26 protein-coding genes are annotated in these 21,389 nt (G+C 36.2%); 22 read left to right on the top strand and 4 right to left on the bottom strand.

Annotated features, from left to right (window positions below; translation table 11 throughout):
* Positions 1–20 precede the first annotated feature (20 nt).
* From QNH17_RS20980 to QNH17_RS20960, 5 genes are all read left to right on the top strand, one after another.
* The gene (locus tag QNH17_RS20980) at positions 21–1,058 is read left to right on the top strand and encodes a YpbB family protein (protein WP_283874903.1); all 1,038 of its coding nucleotides are present in this window, start codon (positions 21–23) and stop codon (positions 1,056–1,058) included.
* The gene (locus QNH17_RS20975; protein WP_283874901.1) at positions 1,058–2,572 is read left to right on the top strand and encodes a RecQ family ATP-dependent DNA helicase; all 1,515 of its coding nucleotides are present in this window, start codon (positions 1,058–1,060) and stop codon (positions 2,570–2,572) included. Before QNH17_RS20980 ends, QNH17_RS20975 begins: the two co-directional genes overlap by 1 nt.
* The gene (locus QNH17_RS20970; RefSeq protein ID WP_283874899.1) at positions 2,569–3,174 is read left to right on the top strand and encodes a CPBP family intramembrane glutamic endopeptidase; all 606 of its coding nucleotides are present in this window, start codon (positions 2,569–2,571) and stop codon (positions 3,172–3,174) included. The genes QNH17_RS20975 and QNH17_RS20970 overlap by 4 nt, the downstream gene beginning before the upstream one ends.
* The gene (locus QNH17_RS20965) at positions 3,171–3,632 is read left to right on the top strand and encodes a hypothetical protein (protein ID WP_283874897.1); all 462 of its coding nucleotides are present in this window, start codon (positions 3,171–3,173) and stop codon (positions 3,630–3,632) included. The genes QNH17_RS20970 and QNH17_RS20965 overlap by 4 nt, the downstream gene beginning before the upstream one ends.
* Before the next feature lie 255 nt (positions 3,633–3,887).
* Positions 3,888–4,343: a YpbF family protein gene (locus QNH17_RS20960; RefSeq protein WP_283874895.1), complete on the top strand. Its 456-nt coding sequence runs from the start codon at positions 3,888–3,890 to the stop codon at positions 4,341–4,343.
* 31 nt (positions 4,344–4,374) lie between these two features.
* Here the strand turns inward: QNH17_RS20960 and QNH17_RS20955 are convergent, their stop codons facing one another.
* The 3 genes from QNH17_RS20955 to QNH17_RS20945 are packed head-to-tail and all read right to left on the bottom strand — an operon-like array spanning position 4,375 to position 5,469.
* Entirely contained in the window at positions 4,375–4,944 is a 570-nt protein-coding gene (locus QNH17_RS20955; protein WP_283874893.1) for a manganese catalase family protein, read from the bottom strand.
* A 37-nt stretch (positions 4,945–4,981) separates the two neighbouring features.
* Entirely contained in the window at positions 4,982–5,242 is a 261-nt protein-coding gene (locus tag QNH17_RS20950; RefSeq protein ID WP_098574829.1) for a spore coat protein CotJB, read from the bottom strand.
* The gene (locus QNH17_RS20945) at positions 5,239–5,469 is read right to left on the bottom strand and encodes a spore coat associated protein CotJA (RefSeq protein WP_283874892.1); all 231 of its coding nucleotides are present in this window, start codon (positions 5,467–5,469) and stop codon (positions 5,239–5,241) included. The genes QNH17_RS20950 and QNH17_RS20945 overlap by 4 nt, the downstream gene beginning before the upstream one ends.
* Before the next feature lie 143 nt (positions 5,470–5,612).
* Between QNH17_RS20945 and QNH17_RS20940 the strand changes: the two genes are divergently transcribed.
* The 15 genes from QNH17_RS20940 to fni all read left to right on the top strand — a co-directional run bounded on the left by QNH17_RS20940 (position 5,613) and on the right by fni (position 18,929).
* Positions 5,613–6,248, top strand: coding sequence for a CBS domain-containing protein (locus QNH17_RS20940; protein ID WP_283874891.1), 636 nt, complete (start codon positions 5,613–5,615; stop codon positions 6,246–6,248).
* 56 nt (positions 6,249–6,304) lie between these two features.
* Positions 6,305–6,673 carry a hypothetical protein gene (locus QNH17_RS20935; protein ID WP_283874890.1) on the top strand — a complete coding sequence of 123 codons (369 nt, stop codon included), beginning with the start codon at positions 6,305–6,307 and terminating at the stop codon, positions 6,671–6,673.
* A 22-nt stretch (positions 6,674–6,695) separates the two neighbouring features.
* Entirely contained in the window at positions 6,696–7,478 is a 783-nt protein-coding gene (locus QNH17_RS20930) for a metallophosphoesterase (protein WP_283874889.1), read from the top strand.
* Positions 7,479–7,553: 75 nt separating this feature from the next.
* Positions 7,554–8,135 (top strand): genetic competence negative regulator, encoded by a 582-nt coding sequence (locus QNH17_RS20925; protein WP_283874888.1) that lies wholly within the window; start codon positions 7,554–7,556, stop codon positions 8,133–8,135.
* Between the two features lie 220 nt (positions 8,136–8,355).
* Positions 8,356–9,633, top strand: coding sequence for a Glu/Leu/Phe/Val family dehydrogenase (locus QNH17_RS20920; RefSeq protein ID WP_144547506.1), 1,278 nt, complete (start codon positions 8,356–8,358; stop codon positions 9,631–9,633).
* A 118-nt stretch (positions 9,634–9,751) separates the two neighbouring features.
* Positions 9,752–10,732 (top strand): YpdA family putative bacillithiol disulfide reductase, encoded by a 981-nt coding sequence (locus tag QNH17_RS20915; RefSeq protein WP_283879563.1) that lies wholly within the window; start codon positions 9,752–9,754, stop codon positions 10,730–10,732.
* Positions 10,732–11,688, top strand: coding sequence for an asparaginase (locus QNH17_RS20910; RefSeq protein WP_283874887.1), 957 nt, complete (start codon positions 10,732–10,734; stop codon positions 11,686–11,688). Before QNH17_RS20915 ends, QNH17_RS20910 begins: the two co-directional genes overlap by 1 nt.
* A 110-nt stretch (positions 11,689–11,798) precedes the next feature.
* The gene (gene prsW / locus QNH17_RS20905) at positions 11,799–12,488 is read left to right on the top strand and encodes a glutamic-type intramembrane protease PrsW (protein ID WP_283874885.1); all 690 of its coding nucleotides are present in this window, start codon (positions 11,799–11,801) and stop codon (positions 12,486–12,488) included.
* Between the two features lie 96 nt (positions 12,489–12,584).
* Positions 12,585–13,514 carry a spore cortex-lytic enzyme gene (gene sleB / locus QNH17_RS20900; RefSeq protein WP_283874883.1) on the top strand — a complete coding sequence of 310 codons (930 nt, stop codon included), beginning with the start codon at positions 12,585–12,587 and terminating at the stop codon, positions 13,512–13,514.
* 14 nt (positions 13,515–13,528) lie between these two features.
* The gene (gene ypeB / locus QNH17_RS20895) at positions 13,529–14,878 is read left to right on the top strand and encodes a germination protein YpeB (RefSeq protein WP_283874882.1); all 1,350 of its coding nucleotides are present in this window, start codon (positions 13,529–13,531) and stop codon (positions 14,876–14,878) included.
* Positions 14,879–14,956: 78 nt separating this feature from the next.
* Entirely contained in the window at positions 14,957–15,136 is a 180-nt protein-coding gene (locus QNH17_RS20890) for a YpfB family protein (RefSeq protein WP_283874879.1), read from the top strand.
* 164 nt (positions 15,137–15,300) lie between these two features.
* The gene (cmk, locus tag QNH17_RS20885) at positions 15,301–15,975 is read left to right on the top strand and encodes a (d)CMP kinase (protein WP_283874877.1); all 675 of its coding nucleotides are present in this window, start codon (positions 15,301–15,303) and stop codon (positions 15,973–15,975) included.
* A gap of 2 nt (positions 15,976–15,977) precedes the next feature.
* Positions 15,978–16,559: a lysophospholipid acyltransferase family protein gene (locus QNH17_RS20880; protein ID WP_283874875.1), complete on the top strand. Its 582-nt coding sequence runs from the start codon at positions 15,978–15,980 to the stop codon at positions 16,557–16,559.
* Between the two features lie 160 nt (positions 16,560–16,719).
* Complete coding sequence (gene rpsA, locus QNH17_RS20875; RefSeq protein ID WP_283874873.1) at positions 16,720–17,859, top strand: 30S ribosomal protein S1; 1,140 nt, start codon at positions 16,720–16,722, stop codon at positions 17,857–17,859.
* A gap of 11 nt (positions 17,860–17,870) precedes the next feature.
* Entirely contained in the window at positions 17,871–18,929 is a 1,059-nt protein-coding gene (gene fni, locus QNH17_RS20870) for a type 2 isopentenyl-diphosphate Delta-isomerase (protein WP_283874871.1), read from the top strand.
* A 32-nt stretch (positions 18,930–18,961) separates the two neighbouring features.
* On the opposite strand, the gene QNH17_RS20865 is transcribed toward fni, so the two are convergent.
* Complete coding sequence (locus QNH17_RS20865) at positions 18,962–19,102, bottom strand: YpzI family protein (protein ID WP_283874869.1); 141 nt, start codon at positions 19,100–19,102, stop codon at positions 18,962–18,964.
* 108 nt (positions 19,103–19,210) lie between these two features.
* Here QNH17_RS20865 and QNH17_RS20860 point away from each other — a divergent pair, with 108 nt between their 5' ends.
* On the top strand, positions 19,211–19,819 hold the full coding sequence (locus QNH17_RS20860) for a YphA family membrane protein (RefSeq protein WP_283874866.1): 609 nt from the start codon (positions 19,211–19,213) through the stop codon (positions 19,817–19,819).
* Positions 19,820–20,072: 253 nt separating this feature from the next.
* Positions 20,073–21,383 carry a ribosome biogenesis GTPase Der gene (gene der / locus QNH17_RS20855; protein WP_283874865.1) on the top strand — a complete coding sequence of 437 codons (1,311 nt, stop codon included), beginning with the start codon at positions 20,073–20,075 and terminating at the stop codon, positions 21,381–21,383.
* Positions 21,384–21,389: the final 6 nt, after the last annotated feature.

The raw sequence follows: 21,389 nt of genomic DNA, 5'->3' as shown, positions 1-21,389 counted from the left end.
ATAAGTGGTGGGAGGTTCGTATGCTCCAAATTGAATCCATCATTCTTTACAGTATAAAACAATTAAATAGGGAACGGACCATTTATGCGGTCTATCACCTTCTTAATGGAAAAAAGTCATCGCAAACAATCCAAGATGCCCATTTATTTTCGTTGAAAAGTTTTTTTGGGATTTACGAACAATTATCAAGGGAATCTTTTGAAGAGATCATCCAATCGATGAGTGAAAAAAAGTGGATAAAAAATATCGGAGAACAACGATTTATATTAACTCTTCTTGGAAAAGAACTCCTAGAAAAAAAACAACTCCCAAAGTATATTAATGGCTGGAACTATCATCAAATGACATCCTTATTTTGGGAAAGATTGTCCTTATTAGTGCAGGTGATATCCAATTTAATGTTCGGTGAAACAAGATATATTCCCATCCAAAAAAACAAAGAGGTTCATAGTTGGTTAAAATCTACTCTAAAAAGTATTAATATGCCTAGGATGGAAATGGGGACCACTGTTTATTCAGAATTAGAGGATTGTTTTGACACAGGAAATGGATTTGACCCTGCGATTGTAGTAATTCAGTTAACAGGTTTTCAACAAATTGGCTTGACCCCTCTTCAAGCAGCCAAACAGTTAAATATAGATTTTCACGATTACCAAATTGGGTTTACTAATACACTTCATTATTTAATGCAAAAAATTGAGGAAGATAGTAGTGAGTTTAAAATTTTGCCTTTTTTAGTCAAAGGTCTAATGAAAAATGATGAATTAACGTTATCTACTAGGAAAACACAGAGATTATTAAATCAAGGATATACACTTGATATGATTGCAAATATAAGGAACTTAAAATTAAGTACAATAGAAGATCATCTGGTTGAATTAGCCTTAAATATAGAGAATTTCTCTATTGATACTTACGTAGATATAGAGTTACAAAATAAGATTTTAGAAATTTCACATCAAATTGCAACTAAACAGTTAAAGTTAATTCGAGAAAAAATAGTAATTGCAACATATTTTCAAATAAGGTTGGTATTAGCGAAATATGGTGATAGATAATGGAACTAGAAAAAGTATTAAAAGAACATTTTGGTTTTCAAAGTTTTAAGACAGGACAAAAAGAGGTCATCACATCTGTCTTATCTGGTCAACATACATTGGCCATGCTCCCGACAGGAACAGGGAAATCATTATGTTATCAACTGCCAGGGTTAATGTTAAAGGGGCAAGTTTTAATAATATCGCCTCTTCTCTCACTGATGCAAGACCAAGTGGAGCATTTTAAGAAATTTGGTGAAAAGAGAGTAATTGCTTTAAACTCCTTTCTTAGTGCAGATGAAAGGCAAAATGCACTTCATCAACTTAATCAGTATAAGTTTATCTTTATATCACCAGAAATGTTATTGGTACCTTTTATCCTCCGCAAACTACAAGAACTTACTATTTCATTATTTGTGGTTGATGAAGCACATTGTATTTCGCAATGGGGCTTTGACTTTCGACCAGATTATTCAAAATTAGGTGAAGTTAGAAAAAAGTTTGGCAATCCGCTCACACTTGCATTAACTGCAACTGCAACAAAAAAAGTAAGAGAGGACATCATTCGTTCACTTGATTTGGATGAAATTAATAAAATAGAGTCAACGATTGACAGGCCGAATATCGGTTTTTATGTTAAAGAATTATTAGACTACCGAGAAAAGCAAGGGATTGTCTGTGAGCTTGTTGCTAATTTGAAAAAACCAGGAATTATTTATTTTTCAAGTAAAAAAATGGCGGAACAAATGGCTTCATTATTAGCAGAAAAAGGAATTTGCAGTGCGATGGCCTATCATGGCGGATTGGACCAAAACACAAGAATACTAATTCAACAGCAGTTTCTTTATGGACAATTGGATGTTATATGTGCAACGAGTGCATTTGGTATGGGAATAAATAAAGAAAATATCCGGTTTATTATTCATTATCATATGCCGATGCAAATAGAGTCGTATCTCCAAGAAATTGGAAGGGCAGGTCGAGATGGTAAACCAAGTATTGCCATCCTTTTATATACTCCTGGGGATGAACAACTGCCGCTACAACTTGCCGAGAGTGAGTTACCATCAGAACTCCAAATAGACTGGTTGTTTAAAATGATAGATGAGAAACAGATTTTAAAAGATGGAAAAATTACTTTAGATATCAAGTTAATGGACCTTGGGGGTTTCTCAGAAATTCAATGGCGGATTATTGAGGACTTTGTAATAAATTCGCCGCTTGAAACAATAAGTCTTAAACAATTACAAATTCTTATTAAAGAGTTTGTTCAGGAAAGATTAACAATTAAAAAAAATAATATTTATCGAATGAAAAAATGGGTTGAATCTAAGTTTTGCAGACGTGAAAATATTTTACATTATTTTGATGAAACATTATTAAACAGGGTAAATAAGTGCTGTGACATTTGCGGACTTCAAATAATCGATTACCAAACTAGTAATTCCAGTAATGATACTTTTGTGAAAAAAACGGAACAAAACTGGAAAGAATATCTTGCCAAAATTCTAATCAATAGTGAGTTGAGGGAATGAAAAAGAAGTATTTTGAATTAATAAATGGATTAACTGATAGAGATTTGCTTTTTCATCTGTACATGACACAAGTAATTCTCTGTGTCATCTCATTACTATTGGGGTTTATATTTTTTGACCATTTCTCCTATTTAGAGACAATTATTTTAGATGACTCTCAAATTTTTACAATTGGGATTCCTGCAGGATTAATAGTTGTGATGTTAGATGTCCTCTTAATGAAGTGGCTGCCTTCTTCCTATTATGATGATGGGGGTTTAAATGAAAGAATCTTTAAAAATAGAAATATTTTCCACATTGTACTGATTGCTTTTTTTGTAGCGTTTAGTGAGGAATTATTGTTCAGAGGAATCATACAAACAAAAGTAGGACTGGTTTTAGCGAGCATTATTTTTGCGATTATTCACTATCGTTACCTTTTTAATTGGTTTTTATTTGTGAATATTGTTGTATTAAGCTTTTTGATTGGACTCATTTTTGAATGGACCAATAATTTAGCTATTACAATTGCTATGCATTTTATTATTGATTTTTTATTAGGTGTTTATATAAAATGTAAAAGTCCAACTAGAGAAGATGAACGGGGAGGAGTTCGGCTATGAATAGCGAAGAGCCTTACAGGGACCAGGCGGAACGTTTAAAACAACGAATAGAAAAAATTAATGAGAAAATGGACGTCAAAGACGACTTGCCGCCTCGTGAGCATATACACCGGCAAAAGAAGAAAAAAACAAAGTGGAAGCTAAAGTACCCAGTTATACGGTTATTAGTTTTGTTCTTTATCCTTCTGCCGATCATTATTTTTAGTGTAATTTCGTACCGTGATGGTGCTAATAAAGTTAATGGAGTTCCGAAAAACACTGAGGATTCTGTTGGATATGAAACCATTCATTTAGATACGTCAAATGAGGAAGACGAACCAATAGTTGAAGATTTGGATCAATCGAATGAAACTAATCCTGAGGATAATACAACAGAACAACCTAGCAACGAGGTAAAACAAGCTGAAACCACAGAACCTATAAAAAAAACAACTGAAGTCACTACAGAACCACAATAAAATTCTACTGTAACGCATAAGGTCAAACCAAACGAAAATCTATATAGAATAGCCTTGAAGTACTACCATTCTGCCAAGGGGATGGACATCATTATGAAAGCCAATAATCTTAAGAGTAAACAAGTTAATGCAGGACAGGTTTTGAAAATACCAATAAACAATTAGCCGATCCGAAAGTGATCGGTTTTTTCATGAAAAAAACATAATAGAAGGGACAAGTTCATATGTATATTTATAGAAATGGAGGGTGATAACATGGATTCTCCAATCCAATTACTTGAAAATACGGATCAGGCAACAAAGCAAGCGCTTGAAAATGTAAGGAAAAGGAAAGAAAAGTTTGATCGGTTTAAAAAGCGGCATATCCTTTCAATCTGGGCAACGATTATTTTGGCTGCGGGTTTTTTTGTCTATTTATATCTAACAGTTGCTAGCAACTATTCCTATTCCTTTGCAGCGATGTTTTCTGCCTTTGTCAATGATTCGAATAATTTAACACTGTTAGTCTTTTGTGTAGGCATGTATGGAACGATGAACTTGTTGAAAGAGAAAAAAGACAAAGCAGAAAAAGAATACCATGAATTACGCTGTGAAATTGTAGACCGCAGTAAAGATTACTGGAAGAAGGAAGAAGAATGGAAAAACCGCCATATCGTCTTTGAAATGATGAAATCCAAATATGACATAAATCTATATCATGAAAAGAAATAAGAAGCAGGAAAAGACTGCTTCTTATTTTATATTAAAATATTTTCTTTTTGCCCTGTTCGTCTTTTAAAATTTCTACTGCTTCACGGAAGCGCTGTGAATGAATAATCTCTCGTTCTCTTAAGAACCGTAGACCATCATTTAAATCTGTATCATCACTCATATTAATAATCCATTGATAGGTTGCTCTCGCTTTTTCTTCTGCTGCAATGTCTTCATAAAGATCGGCAATTGGATCACCTTTAGTTGCAATGTATGCAGCAGTCCAAGGAACTCCAGAGGCATTATGGTAAAATAAACCTTTATCATGATTTACATAGTGATCCTCAATCCCTGCTGCTTTTATTTGTTCTGGAGTAGCATCTTTCGTTAACTTATAAATCATCGTCGCAATCATTTCGAGGTGAGCAAATTCCTCTGTTCCTATATCAGTCAGAAGTCCGATTACTTTGTCAGGAATGGAATATCTTTGGTTTAAATATCGTAGTGCTGCAGACAATTCCCCATCTGCACCCCCATATTGCTCAATTAAATATTTAGCCAATCGCGGATTACATGTACTTACGCGAACAGGATATTGTAATTTCTTTTCGTAAATCCACATTTACACCAATCCCTCCTCTAAAATAATACGGGTGCTTCTATACTTGCCATGGCCAAGGGGTATCGTCCCAATTCCATGGATAACTTGAGTAACTATTACCAAATTGCAAAAGAGGTCCAAATTGGCTTTCAAATGCTTTTTTAAGGCGTTTTCTTTCTTTTGCGTAATGATTGAATTGATTGATGGCTTCAAGATCATCATTATGAGTATCCAAATAGAGGGTGAGTTCAACTAAGACAAAGTCAACAGCTTGTAGTTGTTCCATTAATTGGTAGTATTCAGCAGGAACTTGTTTCATTGAGGTAATCCTCCTTTGCCAGGCTCCAGTGGACTAAACCATGGATCATAAAATGCTTTCCAGAGCGTACCAGCTCTAAGTGCTTCTAGTGGTGTAAATTGTGGAAGATTCGGCGGCTGAAAACCCATATATAAATTAGGCGGGGTGGAATAGGACTTTTCAAGAATCGGTTTGCAAGGGTCAAAAGGACTCGCATATGGATGAAAGGTTTTGAAATGTGTATTCATTTTAGCCCTCCCTTTATTCAACATCATTTAATAATATGAAATATTCCTTTTTCTATGACATAATCTTAAATGCAAAAGGGTTTTATCCAAGTCTTATAGAAGTATACTAAATAAAGCATGATTTTATTTCGAGGTGATGGGATTTGTTCGTAAAAAATATTATGATTCCAAAGCATGAATGTATTACTTCCCAAGAAAACACTACGCTTAAAGAAGCTTTAGAAAGTTTGGAAAAATATCAGATTGATGGGCTACCGATATTAAATGGAGAAAAATACGTTGGAGTGGCGACAAGATTCAACATTTATGAGAGCTATTTTCAGTCTGATAAACAAAAGAATGAGTATTTAACCACAACTTATGTAAAAGATATTGCTTCGCATCAAGATAAGTTTCTAGAAGGTGGAGAATTATTTGAGAAAACACTACTTGATTTAAAGGATTTTCCTTTATTAGCGGTTGTCGATGTCAACAAAAACTTCCTGGGAGTAGTTACGCGCTCTGATGTAATTAGTTCTTTCGAAAGTGCATTTGGGGTAAATCGTCCAGGTGTGCGGATTGCCTTTACATCAGTTGAAACCGAAGGACGAATTGCACGTCTGTCTGAAATCGCACATCAATTCCACGAGCATATTATCTCTCTGGTAACCTTTGATGAAACAGATAAACTTGTCCGGAGAATTGTAATGAAGATAGAGAAGAAAGACAATATCGATAAATTCACCAAGAGGCTGGAAGACCATGGCTTCAGAATACTGAGCATCCAAGAAGATGATTAATAGCTGTAGGTAAGATTTTTAAATCCCTCTCATACATTGTATGGGAGGGGTTTTTTATGTTCATAAAAGTAGTTAAGTATTTTGTGATTTTTTTATGTGGATATATACTAATCAAATGGATTTCAATTCCACATCCTTTTGTTTTAGCTGATTTCTTTATAAGCCTTGTCGTAAATCCCTTGAAATTTTTTGCAGCAACATTGGTTTTTTTTATCGGATTTCTCTTAACTGGAAGAGTCCTATCAGAACTTATCGTAGGAACAAAAATAGCTTGGCAAAAACGAAAAGTAATTGGTGTTGACCTTCTCATTGAGTATCTCTATCTTCTAATTGTTTTTTGCCTTCTCTTTTATTTAGGTTTGGTCCAAACGATTGTCTTTTTTAGTTTAAGTCTTTTTTATGGTATTATTTCAATTGAACGTTAGTTAAGAAATGGGGAAAAGAGAAATGGTTATTACATTAGTTTTCTTGTTCATCATTGGTGGATGCCTGCTTTTATACATGATACGAGAAGCTTTTTTAAATAATATCATAGAACATGAATTTAGCTTTCCTGACTTTCCTAAATCACTTGGCAGTGTTTCGATTTTTTTTATTTCGGATATACATAGGCGAACGATTTCTGATAAAGTGGTAAATCCTGTAATTGGAAAAGCGGATATTGTTGTAATCGGTGGTGACTTAACTGAAAAAGGAGTCTCTTTTGAAAAAGTAAAGGCAAATTTAATGAAATTAAAACAAATTGGTCCAGTTTATTTTGTTTGGGGGAACAATGATTATGAAGTGGATTATCATAAATTGGATGCCATTCTCCTAGAATTGGGAATAAAAGTATTAGCTAATACAGCTGTTACCTTTGAATCTGCTGAAGGAGAAAAATTTTGTTTACTAGGTGTGGATGATTTAAGCCAAGAACGAGATCGCCTTGATTTGGCCTTATTAGATGCGGAAGAAAGTGGTTTTAAGATATTAGCAAGTCATTATCCTAATATTACAAATAAGATACTTCCAGAACATAAAATACGCTTGGTGTTAAGCGGGCATACACACGGAGGACAAATCCATATTTTGGGGTACAGCCCTCATGAGCGAGGGAAAATTAAAAAGCTGGATAGTACGATCCTTTTAATTAGTAATGGTTATGGTACAACTGCCATTCCACTTCGGTTAGGTGCACCGGCTGAATGTCACCTGATTACACTGAATGGCAAATCTGGAGAGGAGAGATAAATTTAGACAATTCACCAACAGAACCCTGAGGCATACACTGAAAACAAGAGTTATGTCACGGCAGGGGGCAAAATCATGCGCTTAGAACGATTAACAGCCAATAAAATAAAGATTTTTCTAACCTCTGATGATTTATTTGACAGAGGACTCTCCAAAGAAGATATTTGGAAGGACTCCATTAAATGGAATCAGCTTTTCCATGATATGCTGGAAGAGGCAAGTGAGGAATTTGATGTTGATATTCAAGGTTCTGTTGCGGTAGAGGTGTTTTCCCTCCAGGCTCAAGGGATGATATTGATTATTACCGTTGATGAAGTAATAGAAGATGAAGAAATTTTGTATGATGGTTTTATTGAAATGCAAGTTAGGGTTGAAGGATATGAGGACCTGTTATATGAATTTGATGAATTTGAAGATATTATTGGTCTAGCCAAAAGACTGTCTACTGTCAATATTTTCGGCGGAAGTCTCTATGCTTGGAACAACCGCTACTATTTATTAATGGATAATTTAGAATCGGAAAAAAATATAAAAGCAGCCTGTGTTTTATCCGAATTTGGAAATGCATCTATTCTTAGTCCATATGTGCTGGCTGAGTACGGTAAACGAATAATCGAACAACAAGCGGTGGAAACCATTCTTCATTATTTTAAGTAAAAGGATAGATAAAAAAGGGCGCCCACCGCCCTTAAATGGAAAAAAGATATTGAACAATAATATTTAGCCATTACATTTGTAACCCCTTTAAAAATGCTAATGGCAGCGTTTACATATTTGATTTTATTTATACTTTTCTTCTTGCATAAATGAATGAAAGGTGTATACTTGTGTCTGAAAGATGACAACATTCGTAGCATTTTTTTAGGGAGGATTACAAATGGTAGCCGAAAAAGAAAATGAAAAGACTAATCAAGAGGAAAAGCATGATGTGTTGAAATCGACACAAACAGTTATACATAAGGCCCTTGAAAAGTTAGGTTATCCTGAAGAGGTTTACGAGCTCTTAAAAGAGCCATTACGTTTAATGACCGTTAAAATTCCAATTAGAATGGATGATGGTTCCATAAAAATTTTTACTGGATACCGTGCACAACATAATGATGCAGTGGGACCAACAAAGGGTGGGATTCGTTTCCATCCGGGTGTGACAGAAACGGAAGTGAAAGCCCTTTCAATTTGGATGAGCTTGAAATGTGGAATCGTTGACCTGCCTTATGGTGGTGGTAAAGGCGGGATTGTTTGCGACCCTCGAGATATGTCCTTTAGAGAGCTAGAGAGATTAAGCCGAGGTTACGTAAGAGCAATTAGTCAAATTGTAGGACCAACTAAAGATATTCCAGCTCCAGACGTATTTACTAATTCGCAAATCATGGCATGGATGATGGATGAATATAGTCGGATAGATGAATTCAACTCACCAGGCTTTATTACAGGGAAACCGCTTGTTCTAGGTGGGTCTCATGGGCGTGAGTCTGCAACTGCAAAAGGTGTGACAATCTGTATCCAAGAGGCTGCCAAGAAGAAAGGTATCGAAATTGAGGGCGCACGTGTAGTGATCCAAGGTTTTGGTAATGCCGGAAGCTTTTTAGCTAAATTTATGCATGATGCAGGAGCAAAAGTAATTGGGATTTCCGATGCCTACGGTGCCCTGCATGATCCCGATGGCTTAGATATTGATTATTTATTAGATAGACGAGACAGCTTCGGAACAGTTACAAAGTTATTTAATAACACGATAACTAATAAGGAATTGCTGGAACTTGAGTGCGATATTCTCGTACCTGCTGCGATAGAAAATCAAATTACTGAAGAAAATGCTCATAATATTCGTGCGAGCATCGTTGTTGAAGCTGCAAATGGTCCAACAACACTCGAAGCAACGGAAATTTTAACAGAGCGTGGAATTCTCCTTGTACCAGATGTTTTAGCTTCAGCGGGCGGTGTAACCGTTTCTTATTTTGAGTGGGTTCAAAATAACCAAGGTTACTATTGGTCGGAAGAAGAAGTGGAAGAAAAGCTTGAAAAAGTAATGGTAAAATCTTTTAATAATATTTACGATACTGCTCAAACCCGTCGAGTAGATATGCGTCTTTCTGCATATATGGTTGGGGTTAGAAAAATGGCAGAAGCGAGCCGCTTTAGAGGCTGGATTTAATAACGGCCCCAGGCTAAATATTATACTAAACCATTGAAACATAGAATAAAAACTCCTATCATAGACGATAGGAGTTTTTTTTGTCATCCATGTGATTGTATTAAGGAGTGTACCGATGATGCAAATAGAAGATATTATAATTGTTGGTGGCGGACCCTGTGGATTAGCAGCAGCCATCGCCCTTCAGGATAAAGGAAAAAAACCATTAATCATTGAAAAGGGGAATGTGGTAAATTCCATTTATCACTATCCTACTCATCAAACATTTTTTAGCACGGCAGAAAAGTTAGAAATTGGGGAAGTCCCATTTATTACTGAGAGCTATAAACCAAAAAGAAATCAAGCTCTTGTCTATTATCGAGAAGTCGCTAAACGAAAACAGCTCCGTATTAATTCTTTCGAACAAGTGAATAAAGTTCTTAAAAAGGATGAGATATTTCAAATCTTTACTGATAAAAATACGTATAATGCACGCCATGTAATCATTGCAACTGGTTATTATGATCATCCAAACTATATGAATGTTCCGGGTGAAAATTTATCCAAGGTATTCCACTATTTTAAAGAGGCCCATCCATATTTCGATAAGGATGTTTGTGTGATCGGCGGAAAAAATTCAAGTGTTGACGCGGCCCTTGAACTTGTTAAAGCAGGTGCGAGAGTGACCGTTTTATATCGTGGTAATAAATATTCACCAAGTATTAAGCCTTGGATTCTCCCTGAGTTTGAGTCGCTAGTTCGAACAGGAACAATCCTAATGGAGTTTAACGCCCTCGTTAAGGAAATAACAGAGAATCAAGTTATTTATACAAAAGACGCAGAAGATAAAACTATAAGCAATGATTTTGTATTTGCCATGACCGGATACCATCCAGACCATCAATTCTTAAAAAATATGGGTGTAAAAATAGACGAAGAATCAGGAAGGCCATTCTTTAGTCCGGATTCGATGGAGACAAACATTGAGGGAATATATATTGCAGGTGTTATTGCAGCCGGAAATAACGCAAATGAAATATTTATTGAAAATGGCAGGTTCCATGGAGAGGCAATCTCTCGTTCAATTATAGAAAAAGATGCAAAAAAGGTGGCTAAATAATGAAAAAGGTAGTTTTATTAACGACAGGCGGGACTATTGCAAGCAAGACAAATAAAGATTCAGGAAAATTAGCCTCAGGAGCGATAACGGGTGAGGAATTGGCAAGTATGTGTAATTTGCCAAACGACATCGAAGTGGTTGTTGAATCTGTTTTTCAGAAAGCCAGTATTCATATTACCTTCGATGATCTATTATTATTGAAGGATAAAATAGAAGGCTATTTTAAGGATGACGATGTTTCAGGTGTTGTTGTCACTCATGGAACAGATACGATGGAAGAAACTTCCTATTTCCTTGATTTAACAATTAATGACTCCAGGACTGTGGTCGTGACAGGTTCACAGCGCTCACTGGAGGATGTAGGAAGCGATGTATATATTAATTTACGTCATGCCATTTATTGTGCTTGTGCTGAAGATTTAAGGAATGCCGGAACAGTGGTTGTTTTTAATGAACGAATATTTGCTGCACGTTATGTGAAAAAAGAACATGCATCTAATATCCAAGGATTTAACTCATTTGGGTTTGGATATCTAGGCATTATAGATAATGATCAAGTTCATGTTTTCCAAAAACCAATTAAAAGAGAGTATTTTGAGATTAAAACTTCCATCCCTCAAGTTGAAATCATTAAATGCTATATTGGAGCGGATGGGAAATTTATCAAGGCAGCGCGGGAGGCGGGGATTGCTGGAATTATTTTAGAGGGAGTGGGGCGTGGTCAAGTTGCTCCTAAAATGATGACAGAAATTGAAAAAGCTATTGCTCAAGGAATGAAACTAGTTATAACCACAAGCGCAGAAGAAGGTTCAGTTTATACAACCTATGATTATGAAGGAAGTGCCTTTGACCTATTTAATAAAGGCGTAATTCTTGGAAGTGATAATGACTCTAAAAAAGCTAGAATTAAATTGGCAGTTGCGCTTGCAAGTAATTTGAATGAGATTAGATTTTAAGCTTAACTAACCAAATGGAATAACCTATTAGTAATTGGAATGAATCTTTCATTTTCTTTATAGAGAAACCATGTTACGATTAAGAAAATGGATTTGAAAAGAGGTTCATCATGCTGGGAATATTATCAGCCGGACTTGCCCCCGGACTGGCATTACTAAGTTACTTTTATTTAAAAGATGAATATGAACCAGAGCCAATTTCTTTCGTTTTAAGGACGTTTATGTACGGAGCATTGCTTGTGTTTCCAATTATGTTTATCCAGCATGTCCTTGAAACAGAACATATAGTAAAATCTGAAATATTCAATGCATTCTTTAGCTCAGGCCTGTTTGAAGAGTTCTTTAAATGGTTTATCCTCTTTTACGTTATTTATCAGCATGTAGAGTTTGATGAACCCTTTGATGGTATTGTTTACGGAGTAGCTGTTTCACTTGGTTTTGCTACAATCGAAAATATCTTTTACTTAATAGCGAATGGAATCGAACATGCCATGACACGTGCATTGTTACCTGTTTCCAGTCATGCCTTATTTGGTGTAATTATGGGCTTTTACATTGGAAAGGCAAAATTTACAGAAGGAAGTAAAGCGAAGTGGGTCATTCTTTCCTTGTTTTTGCCATTTATTCTCCATGGAGCCTATGATTTTATCTTAATATCACAAGAAAATTGGCTTATGATTATTTTTCCGTTTATGATTTTTCTTTGGTGGTTTGGTCTAAGAAAAGTTAAGAAAGCAAAAATCTTAAGTGCCAATCATTTGAAAAAACAATATTCTGTCCAAAAAACCCTTCAGTCATAAAGAAGGGTTTTTTATTTATATAATTGGAATAAAAAACCCATTAAAACAAAAAATAGGTTTACTGCTTAAAAGATTTACAATGGGGGTTAAAATTCCATGAAAAAGAAGAAAATCCTAATTAAGTTATTTATACTAATCCTTCTGATCGTGACATCATCGATTTCTGAAAGCAAGGAGGTGCGTGCTTTCTCTAATCAGGTAATTCAAAAGGGGGCGGTTGGAGATGATGTCATTGAGCTTCAATCAAGACTCCAGTATTTGGGCTTTTATAACGGTAAGATTGATGGGGTTTTTGGCTGGAGCACATATTGGGCATTAAGAAATTTTCAATATGAATTTGGCTTGCCGGTAGATGGGCTTGCAGGGTGGCCAACAAAATTAAAACTAGCCAAAGCAAGTAAATACAATGAACAGTTTGTAAAAAAACATATTAATACTGGCAAAAAGTTTACACATTACGGTGGGGTTGATCAAAGTAAACAGGTTGCACCAAGTCCTGCGAAACAGGCGCCAGCTAACCAAGCACCAGAAAATCAGCCGCCAGCTAACCAAGCGCCAGTGAAACAGGCACCAGCAAAGCAAGCTCCAAAACAAACGGTGCCACAAAAAAACACAGCACCCCAGAAAACAGCACCTAAAAAACCGACGGCAGCGAACACACCAAATGGTTTTTCACAAAATGATATTCAGTTAATGGCTAATGCCGTTTATGGAGAATCCCGGGGAGAGCCTTATACAGGCCAAGTTGCTGTGGCTGCTGTTATTCTCAATCGGGTAAATAGTGCCACATTCCCAAATACAGTTTCAGGAGTGATTTTTGAGCCTGGTGCATTCACAGCCGTAGCCGATGGACAAATATGGCTTACCCCAAATGAAAATGCAAAGAAGGCGGTTTTGGATGCGATTAATGGTTGGGACCCAACTGGGGATGCGCTTTATTATTTTAACCCGGATACCGCTACCAGCGGGTGGATCTGGGGACGACCACAAATCAAACGAATCGGGAAACATATTTTTTGCAAGTAGAGAGGTGAATTAAATTGATAAGAGGAATATTAATTGGAGTTCTCGCTGTCGGTGTTGCGGGAACAGCATACTGGGGCTATCAAGAACATCAGGAGAAAAATGCCGTTCTATTAAATGCGGAAAACACGTATCAACGGGCATTTCATGACCTTACCTATCAAGTAGATTTATTACACGATAAAATTGGTACAACCCTAGCAATGAACTCAAGACAATCATTGTCTCCTTCCTTAATTGAAGTATGGAGGCTTACCTCGGAGGCACATAGTGATGTTGGACAATTGCCGCTAACCTTGCTTCCGTTTAACAAGACTGAGGAATTCTTATCTAAAATTGGGAACTTTAGTTACCGTACTGCTGTCAGAGATTTAGACAAGGAACCACTGTCAAAGGATGAATACAACACATTAAAGGTGTTATATAAGCAATCTGGTGATATTCAAAATGATCTCAGAAAAGTACAGCATATGGTTTTAAAAAATAATCTTCGATGGATGGATGTTGAACTGGCTTTAGCATCTGGAAAAGAAACAACAGATAATACAATTATTGATGGCTTTAAAGCTGTAGAAAAGACAGTAAGCGGCTACACTGAATCAAATATGGGTCCTACTTTTGCAAACCTGCAACAAAAGGATGAAAATTTTAACAAAATAGAAGGAAAGACTATTTCTAAGCAAGAGGCTATCCAAATCGCTAAGAAATACATCAAGATTGACGGAAATTCAGAGGTAAAGGTAACAGAGAATGGGAAAGGTTCCGACTATGGTTTTTATAGCGTTTCTATTAAAGATAAGAAAACCGGTGAGGAAGGAAGTATGGATATTACGAAAAAAGCCGGCCATCCAATCTGGTTTATTAATCAACGTGATGTAAAAAAACAAGTTCTTAGTTTAAATGATGCTGATAATAAGGCGACAGCTTTCTTAAAAGAAACGGGCTTTAAAGGTTTAGAAATCTTTGAAAGCACACAATATGACAATATTGGAGTATTCAATTTCGTTTCAACCACTAACGGAGTTAGAATTTATCCTGAATCAATTAAAGTAAAGGTCGCACTGGATAACGGTGATATAATTGGTCTATCAGCAGAAGAATATTTAAAGTCTTTTCAGACAAGGAAAATAGAAAAACCAACTATTTCTGTGAAACAAGCACGAGCAAAGGTAAACCCAAATTTTAAGGTTATGGAAGATCGTCAGGCGATGATTATAAATAACCTTAACAAAGAAGTTCTTTGTTATGAATTTTTAGGAACAATTGATGATGATACGTATCGAATTTATATTAATGCTAAAAGTGGTGTTGAGGAAAAAGTTGAAAAGTTAAAAAATGCTGAGGCCGTTTATGAAGATGTGTTATAAGGAAAAGCATTTGCTTTTCCTTATATTTTTTTCAAAAAACTCCAATAATAAGTATATTAATCAGTGGAGTGGAATTTCATGAAAAAGGTAGAAAGAATCTTAATAAAAATTGTCATCGTTCAATTTATTTTTTTATTTCTAACTCAACTTTTTTTTCATCAGCTAAATATACTTCCCCAAATAAAACAATTGACAAAATATGAAGGAGTAAATGAAAATACATATACTGAAATTCTTGAAACCTTTCAGGGAAAATGAGAAAGCAGGCCAGCCTGCTTTCTTTTGATTGACCAATTTTAACTAAAAAAATAGTTAAAAATTTCATATTTTATCATGGTAAAAAAAGAGGCAATCCAATATCTTGTGGTAAAATAAATAATAGACAACATCTAAGAAACTCATGATGACAAATAGGAGGATTTATGGACAAGAAAATATCAATTGCAATAGACGGCCCTGCTGCAGCCGGTAAAAGTACGGTTGCAAAAATAGTGGCAGAAAAACTTTCCTATATTTATATCGATACGGGTGCAATGTACCGAGCTTTAACATATAAAGCAATCGTAAATCAACTGAATTTAGAAGATGAAGATGCATTATTGGAAACATTATTATCAACAGACATTAGATTACAGCCATCTGATAAAGGTCAGTTAGTTTACGTAGATGAGCGAAATGTTACAAATGAAATTCGTTTTGCTGAGGTTACCAATTCCACCTCGTATGTAGCTAAACACCAAAAGGTCCGTGAAGAAATGGTCAGAAGACAGCAAGCTTTTGCCACGGAAGGCGGCGTTGTGATGGATGGGAGGGACATTGGTACCCATGTCTTGCCTAATGCCGAGGTAAAGGTATTTTTACTTGCTAGTGTTGAGGAAAGAGCAGAAAGGCGCCATACGGAAAATATCCAAAAAGGCTTCCCGTCTGACGTAGAAAAATTAAAAGAAGAAATTGCTCGAAGAGATAAGATCGATTCGGAGAGAGAAGTGGCACCATTGAAAAAAGCGGATGATGCTGTGGAAATCGATACAACCTCTTTATCAATTCAAGATGTTGTAGAAAAAATAATGGTGTTGGTGCACGAAAGGATTGGATAGGCGTGACGTTTTATGACTTTGCCAAATCAGTGGTTACTGGAATATTTAAACCACTTTACAGAGTTGAAGCTATCGGATTAGAACATTTCCCCAAAGAAGGTGGTGTCCTTCTTTGTGCGAATCACATTCATAATTTTGATCCCATTATAGTCGGAATAATGGCCCCGCGTCCTGTTCATTACATGGCAAAAGAAGAGATTTTTTCAGTACCTGTTTTGGGAAATATCGTTAGAAAATGTAATGCCTTTCCAGTAAAAAGGGGATTCAGTGATCGAGAAGCACTTAGAACAGGCTTGAAAATTCTAAAGGATGGTCATGTTTTCGGTCTCTTTCCAGAGGGCACAAGAAGTAAGACCGGCGAACTAGGTAAGGGACTTGCTGGAGCAGGCTTTTTTGCGTTAAGGTCCTCAGCATCGGTTGTCCCATGCGCCATCATCGGTCCTTACCAAAGTTTCCGAAAATTAAAGGTTGTTTATGGAGAACCTATTGATTTAGAGGAAATGAGAAAAGAGAAGGCGTCAGCAGAAGAAGTTACTGAATTAATTATGTCCAAAATTGATAAACTTAGAAAAGAACATCAATAGCTTCTGCTTGACAAAATAGTCTATTTGTAAGAAGTTAATGGAAAGAGTTTTTTTTGAAAATTCACTGCTTTTTTATTATTTTTATATGTGTTGTATGCTGCGTGGCATCCACCAGATCATATATAGAATTTTGAAGTAAATGGATTAAGGAGGAATACATATGTCGGAAGAATTAAATCAAGTAGAAGTGAGAAGCTTTGAAATCGGGGATAAAGTAACTGGACAAGTTACCAAAGTAGAAGAAAAGCAGGTGCTAGTCGATATCCAAGGCAGCAAATTGGATGGAATCATCCCAATCAGTGAACTTTCAAGTCTGCATATTGAAAAGGCGTCTGATGCAGTTGCTGAAGGTGATGAATTAGAATTAGAAGTGTTGAAGGTCGAGGAAGAAGCAATCATCCTTTCAAAAAGAAAAGTGGATGCAGAAAAGGCTTGGGATCACTTGGAAAATCAATTCCAAAGCGGAGAAATTATTGAAACTGAAGTAAAAGATGTTGTAAAAGGCGGTCTGGTAGTTGATCTAGGAGTTCGTGGATTTGTACCTGCATCTTTAGTTGAAGCTCATTTTGTTGAAGATTTTAGTGATTACAAAGGTCGTATTCTTACTTTTAAAATTGTTGAACTTGAAAAGGAAAAGAATCGTTTAATCCTTTCTCATCGAGCAGTGGTAGAACAAGAAAAAGGTAAGCAAAAACAAAGTCGACTTAGTGCCGTACAAGTAGGTCAAATTATTGATGGAACAGTTCAAAGAATCACTGATTTTGGCGCTTTTGTTGATATTGGCGGCATTGATGGTCTAGTTCATATTTCTCAATTATCCTATGATCATGTTGATAAACCATCAGATGTTGTTCATGAAGGTCAACAAGTTCAAGTTAAGGTTTTAAGTGTGGACCGTGATAGTGAGAGAATTTCCCTATCGATTAAAGAAACACTCCCTGGACCATGGTCAAATCTTTCCGAAAAAGCGCCTAAAGGCAGTATCTTAAAAGGTAAAGTAAAAAGATTGGTCTCTTATGGTGCATTTGTCGAGGTATTCCCTGGTGTGGAAGGCCTTGTCCATATCTCACAAATTGCACATAAGCATATTGGTACTCCACATGAAGTATTAAAAGAAGGACAAGAAGTAGAAGTTAAGGTCCTTGATGCAAATGAGTCTGATCAACGTCTATCATTAAGCATTAAAGAACTACTTGAAAAAGAGTATGAGGAAAACCAAGACTATGAACTTCCTGAAGAGTCAAAAGGCTTTCAGCTAGGAGAAGTTATTGGTGATAAATTAAAGAATTTAGGAAAATAATGGTGATATAAGTGTCTAGATCTGAACGAAAATGGGACCATATTCGTTTTGCCCTTGAAAATCGGCAAAATCATTCTTCAGCTTTCGATGATATTAAATTTATTCACCAGGGCCTACCCAATATCGGTGTATTCGATGTTGGATTAGACCATGAAATTGGCGGACTTTATTTAAGTTCGCCTATTTTTATCAATGCCATGACTGGTGGTGGCGGTGAAAAAACATATCGTATCAATAAAGAATTGGCCATTGTCGCTAAAAATACCGGTTTAACGATGGCTGTTGGGTCACAAATGGCTGCATTAAAGGATACCTCTCAAAAATACACATATGAAGTTGTCCGTAAAGAGAATCCCTCTGGTGTTATCATTGCAAATTTAGGAAGCGAAGCGTCTGTAGAAGAGGCAAAAGCCGCGGTTGATATGATAGAAGCAGACGCTCTGCAAATACATTTAAATGTTATTCAAGAACTGACTATGCCCGAAGGAGATCGCGATTTTTCTGGTGCACTTAAAAGGATTGAAACAATTGTAAAAGAGACAAATGTGCCTGTAATTGTAAAGGAAGTTGGTTTCGGAATGGGGTTGGAGACGGTCCAAGCGTTATCATCCGTAGGTGTAAGTGTGGTTGATGTAGGCGGCTCTGGCGGGACAAATTTTGCTGAAATTGAAAATAAACGCAGAGATAAAGCATTGTCTTTTTTTAATCATTGGGGGATCCCCACTGGTGTTTCTATTCTTGAAGCATCATCTGTTTCGGAGCATCTTTCAGTTATTGGTTCAGGAGGATTTAAGTCAGGACATGATATTGCAAAAGGATTAGCACTTGGGGCGAATGCAATCGGCATGGCAGGCTATTTCTTACCAATCCTGATTAAGGAAGGGGTAGAGGTTTTGCAACAAGAAATTGAAGCCCTTCATTATGAATTAACGATGATTATGACTGCTTTGGGAGCTAAAACGATTTCAGATTTAAGGAAGGCACCCGTAATTATCTCAGGAGAAACCTATCATTGGTTACATCAACGTGGCGTCGATACCAAAGCGTTCGCCCAGCGTTCCATCAAATAAAGCTCTCGCAATTTTTTGCGAGAGCTTTTTTTTTATTTTTTACCGTCGTTTAATCCCCGTGCTTCTTCAGGTCCAGATAGCTTCGTGGCACCAGGATAGTGCAACGCCTGGTCACGATCTGATTCTACTCTTCGACTCGCCCGTAACTTTTTTTCTTGTCGGTCTTTTCCCATTCAAACACACCTCCTCTTAATAAGATGATTCACACAGGAAATATTATTCAGGGAAGTATGAAAGTACATAAAGATTACCAATAATGAAAATAATAGGAGGTGTATGAGTTGGAAGGGGCAATCTTTTATTGGGTCTTTTGGGGTTTCTGGATATACTTGACCTTTATTCTGGAAAAGCAAAACCCATATCGATTAAAACTGGCTGCAAATGTATTAATAGTACTAATATTATCTAATGTCCGGTTTGCTGCAGGAGAGTTTGATATACAGGCAAGCGGGTTATTTATGTTAGGAATATGTTATTTTTTTATAAGCCAAGAAAAACGAGGAGCACTTATATATTTTTTCATTTGTTCATTTACCGTATCAATTGCATACGTGACCTTTCATTTATTTGAGATATTTGATCCGATTTGGATTATTTTTAAAAAGGAATGGATGATGGGAATAACATTGTGGTATTTAGCCTTATTATTGCAGAAAACTTTAAAAGGGCGAATACTCATCATTTTTGCTGGTGCCATGCAAGGGGACATTTTATATGCCTTTATTTTAAATAAATTCGAATTTCCGTATGTAATAGGGACCTTTGCATACCTAGATGTTTGCTCATTAACAGTGCTACTGCTTACAGGTTGGACCGCGTTAGAGAATATAGGACCTATTCTCCAAAATCATTTTCATTTTTTTGAAAAAGAGAAGCAAAAATCATCTTGAAAGAGATCCAATATAATTAATGGCAGGTTTTCAGTAATCCACTTTTCGGTTTTTTCCATTGCGGGAAAGGATTAACATTGTTAAAATAACATAGTTAGGCCCTTCTAGATCACAGAAGGGTTTCTTTACTTCATAAGGACTAAAGGGAATAACCCAGCATTATCGTGGATGATGCCCCCCACTGATGTAATTTCACTCTATGCTAACATACTAATAGTATTTAATTATAAGAAAGAAAGGATGGCGATTGTAATTGGTTAAACCTGTTATTGCCATTGTAGGACGGCCCAACGTAGGAAAATCAACAATTTTTAATCGGATTGTCGGCGAAAGAATATCTATTGTGGAGGACATTCCTGGAGTTACAAGAGATCGTATCTATAGTTCTGGTGAGTGGTTAACACATGACTTCAACCTTATCGATACAGGTGGAATTGATATAGGTGATGAACCGTTTTTGGAACAAATTCGACATCAGGCTGAAATAGCAATTGATGAAGCAGATGTAATCATCTTCTTAACAAACGGACGTGAAGGGGTTACAGCAGCTGATGAGGAAGTAGCAAAAATTTTATATCGGTCTAAAAAGCCCGTTGTATTAGCTGTTAATAAAATAGATAACCCTGAAATGCGTGATCAAATCTATGATTTTTATTCATTGGGATTTGGTGAGCCGATTCCCATTTCAGGCTCACATGGGCTTGGTTTAGGAGACCTTTTAGATGAGGCCGCAAAACATTTCCCCAAAAATAAATCAGTTGAATATGGAGAGGATGTAGTGAAGTTTTCCTTAATTGGACGCCCCAATGTAGGGAAATCATCATTAGTCAATGCTATATTAGGCGAGGAACGTGTAATTGTCAGTAATATTGCTGGTACCACTCGTGATGCTGTCGATTCTCCATATACATATAATGGGGGAAAATATGTCATCATTGATACAGCGGGAATTAGGAAAAAAGGAAAAGTCTATGAGAGTACAGAAAAATATAGTGTACTTCGTGCTTTAAGGGCAATTGAACGTTCTGACGTTGTTCTTGTTGTAATTAATGCTGAAGAAGGAATCATTGAGCAGGACAAAAAGATTGCTGGGTATGCACATGAAGCTGGCAGGGCTGTCGTTATCGTGGTCAATAAGTGGGATGCGATTGAAAAAGACGAAAAAACGATGAAAGAACTTGAACAGAAGATAAGGGAACATTTCTTATTTCTTAGTTATGCTCCAATTGTGTTTTTATCTGCAAAAACAAAAAAACGGGTTCACACGTTGCTCCCAATGATCAATACCGCTAGTGAAAACCATTCAATGAGAGTTGAAACCAGCGTACTCAATGATGTGATCATGGATGCTGTTGCGATGAATCCAACACCAACAGACAATGGCAGACGCTTAAAAATATATTACACTACACAAGTGGCAGTTAAACCGCCGACCTTCGTTGTATTTGTTAATGAACCTGAATTATTGCACTTCTCATATGAACGCTTCTTAGAGAACAGAATTAGAGAGGCATTTGGATTTGAAGGAACCCCTATTAAAATTTATGCGAGAGAAAGAAAATAAAGATAA

Origin of the sequence: Neobacillus sp. SuZ13, assembly GCF_030123365.1 — a bacterium.
Lineage (GTDB): Bacteria > Bacillota > Bacilli > Bacillales > Cytobacillaceae > Neobacillus.
The sequence above is the reverse complement of the archived record's forward strand: the minus strand, read 5'-3'. Positions and strand labels throughout refer to the sequence as shown.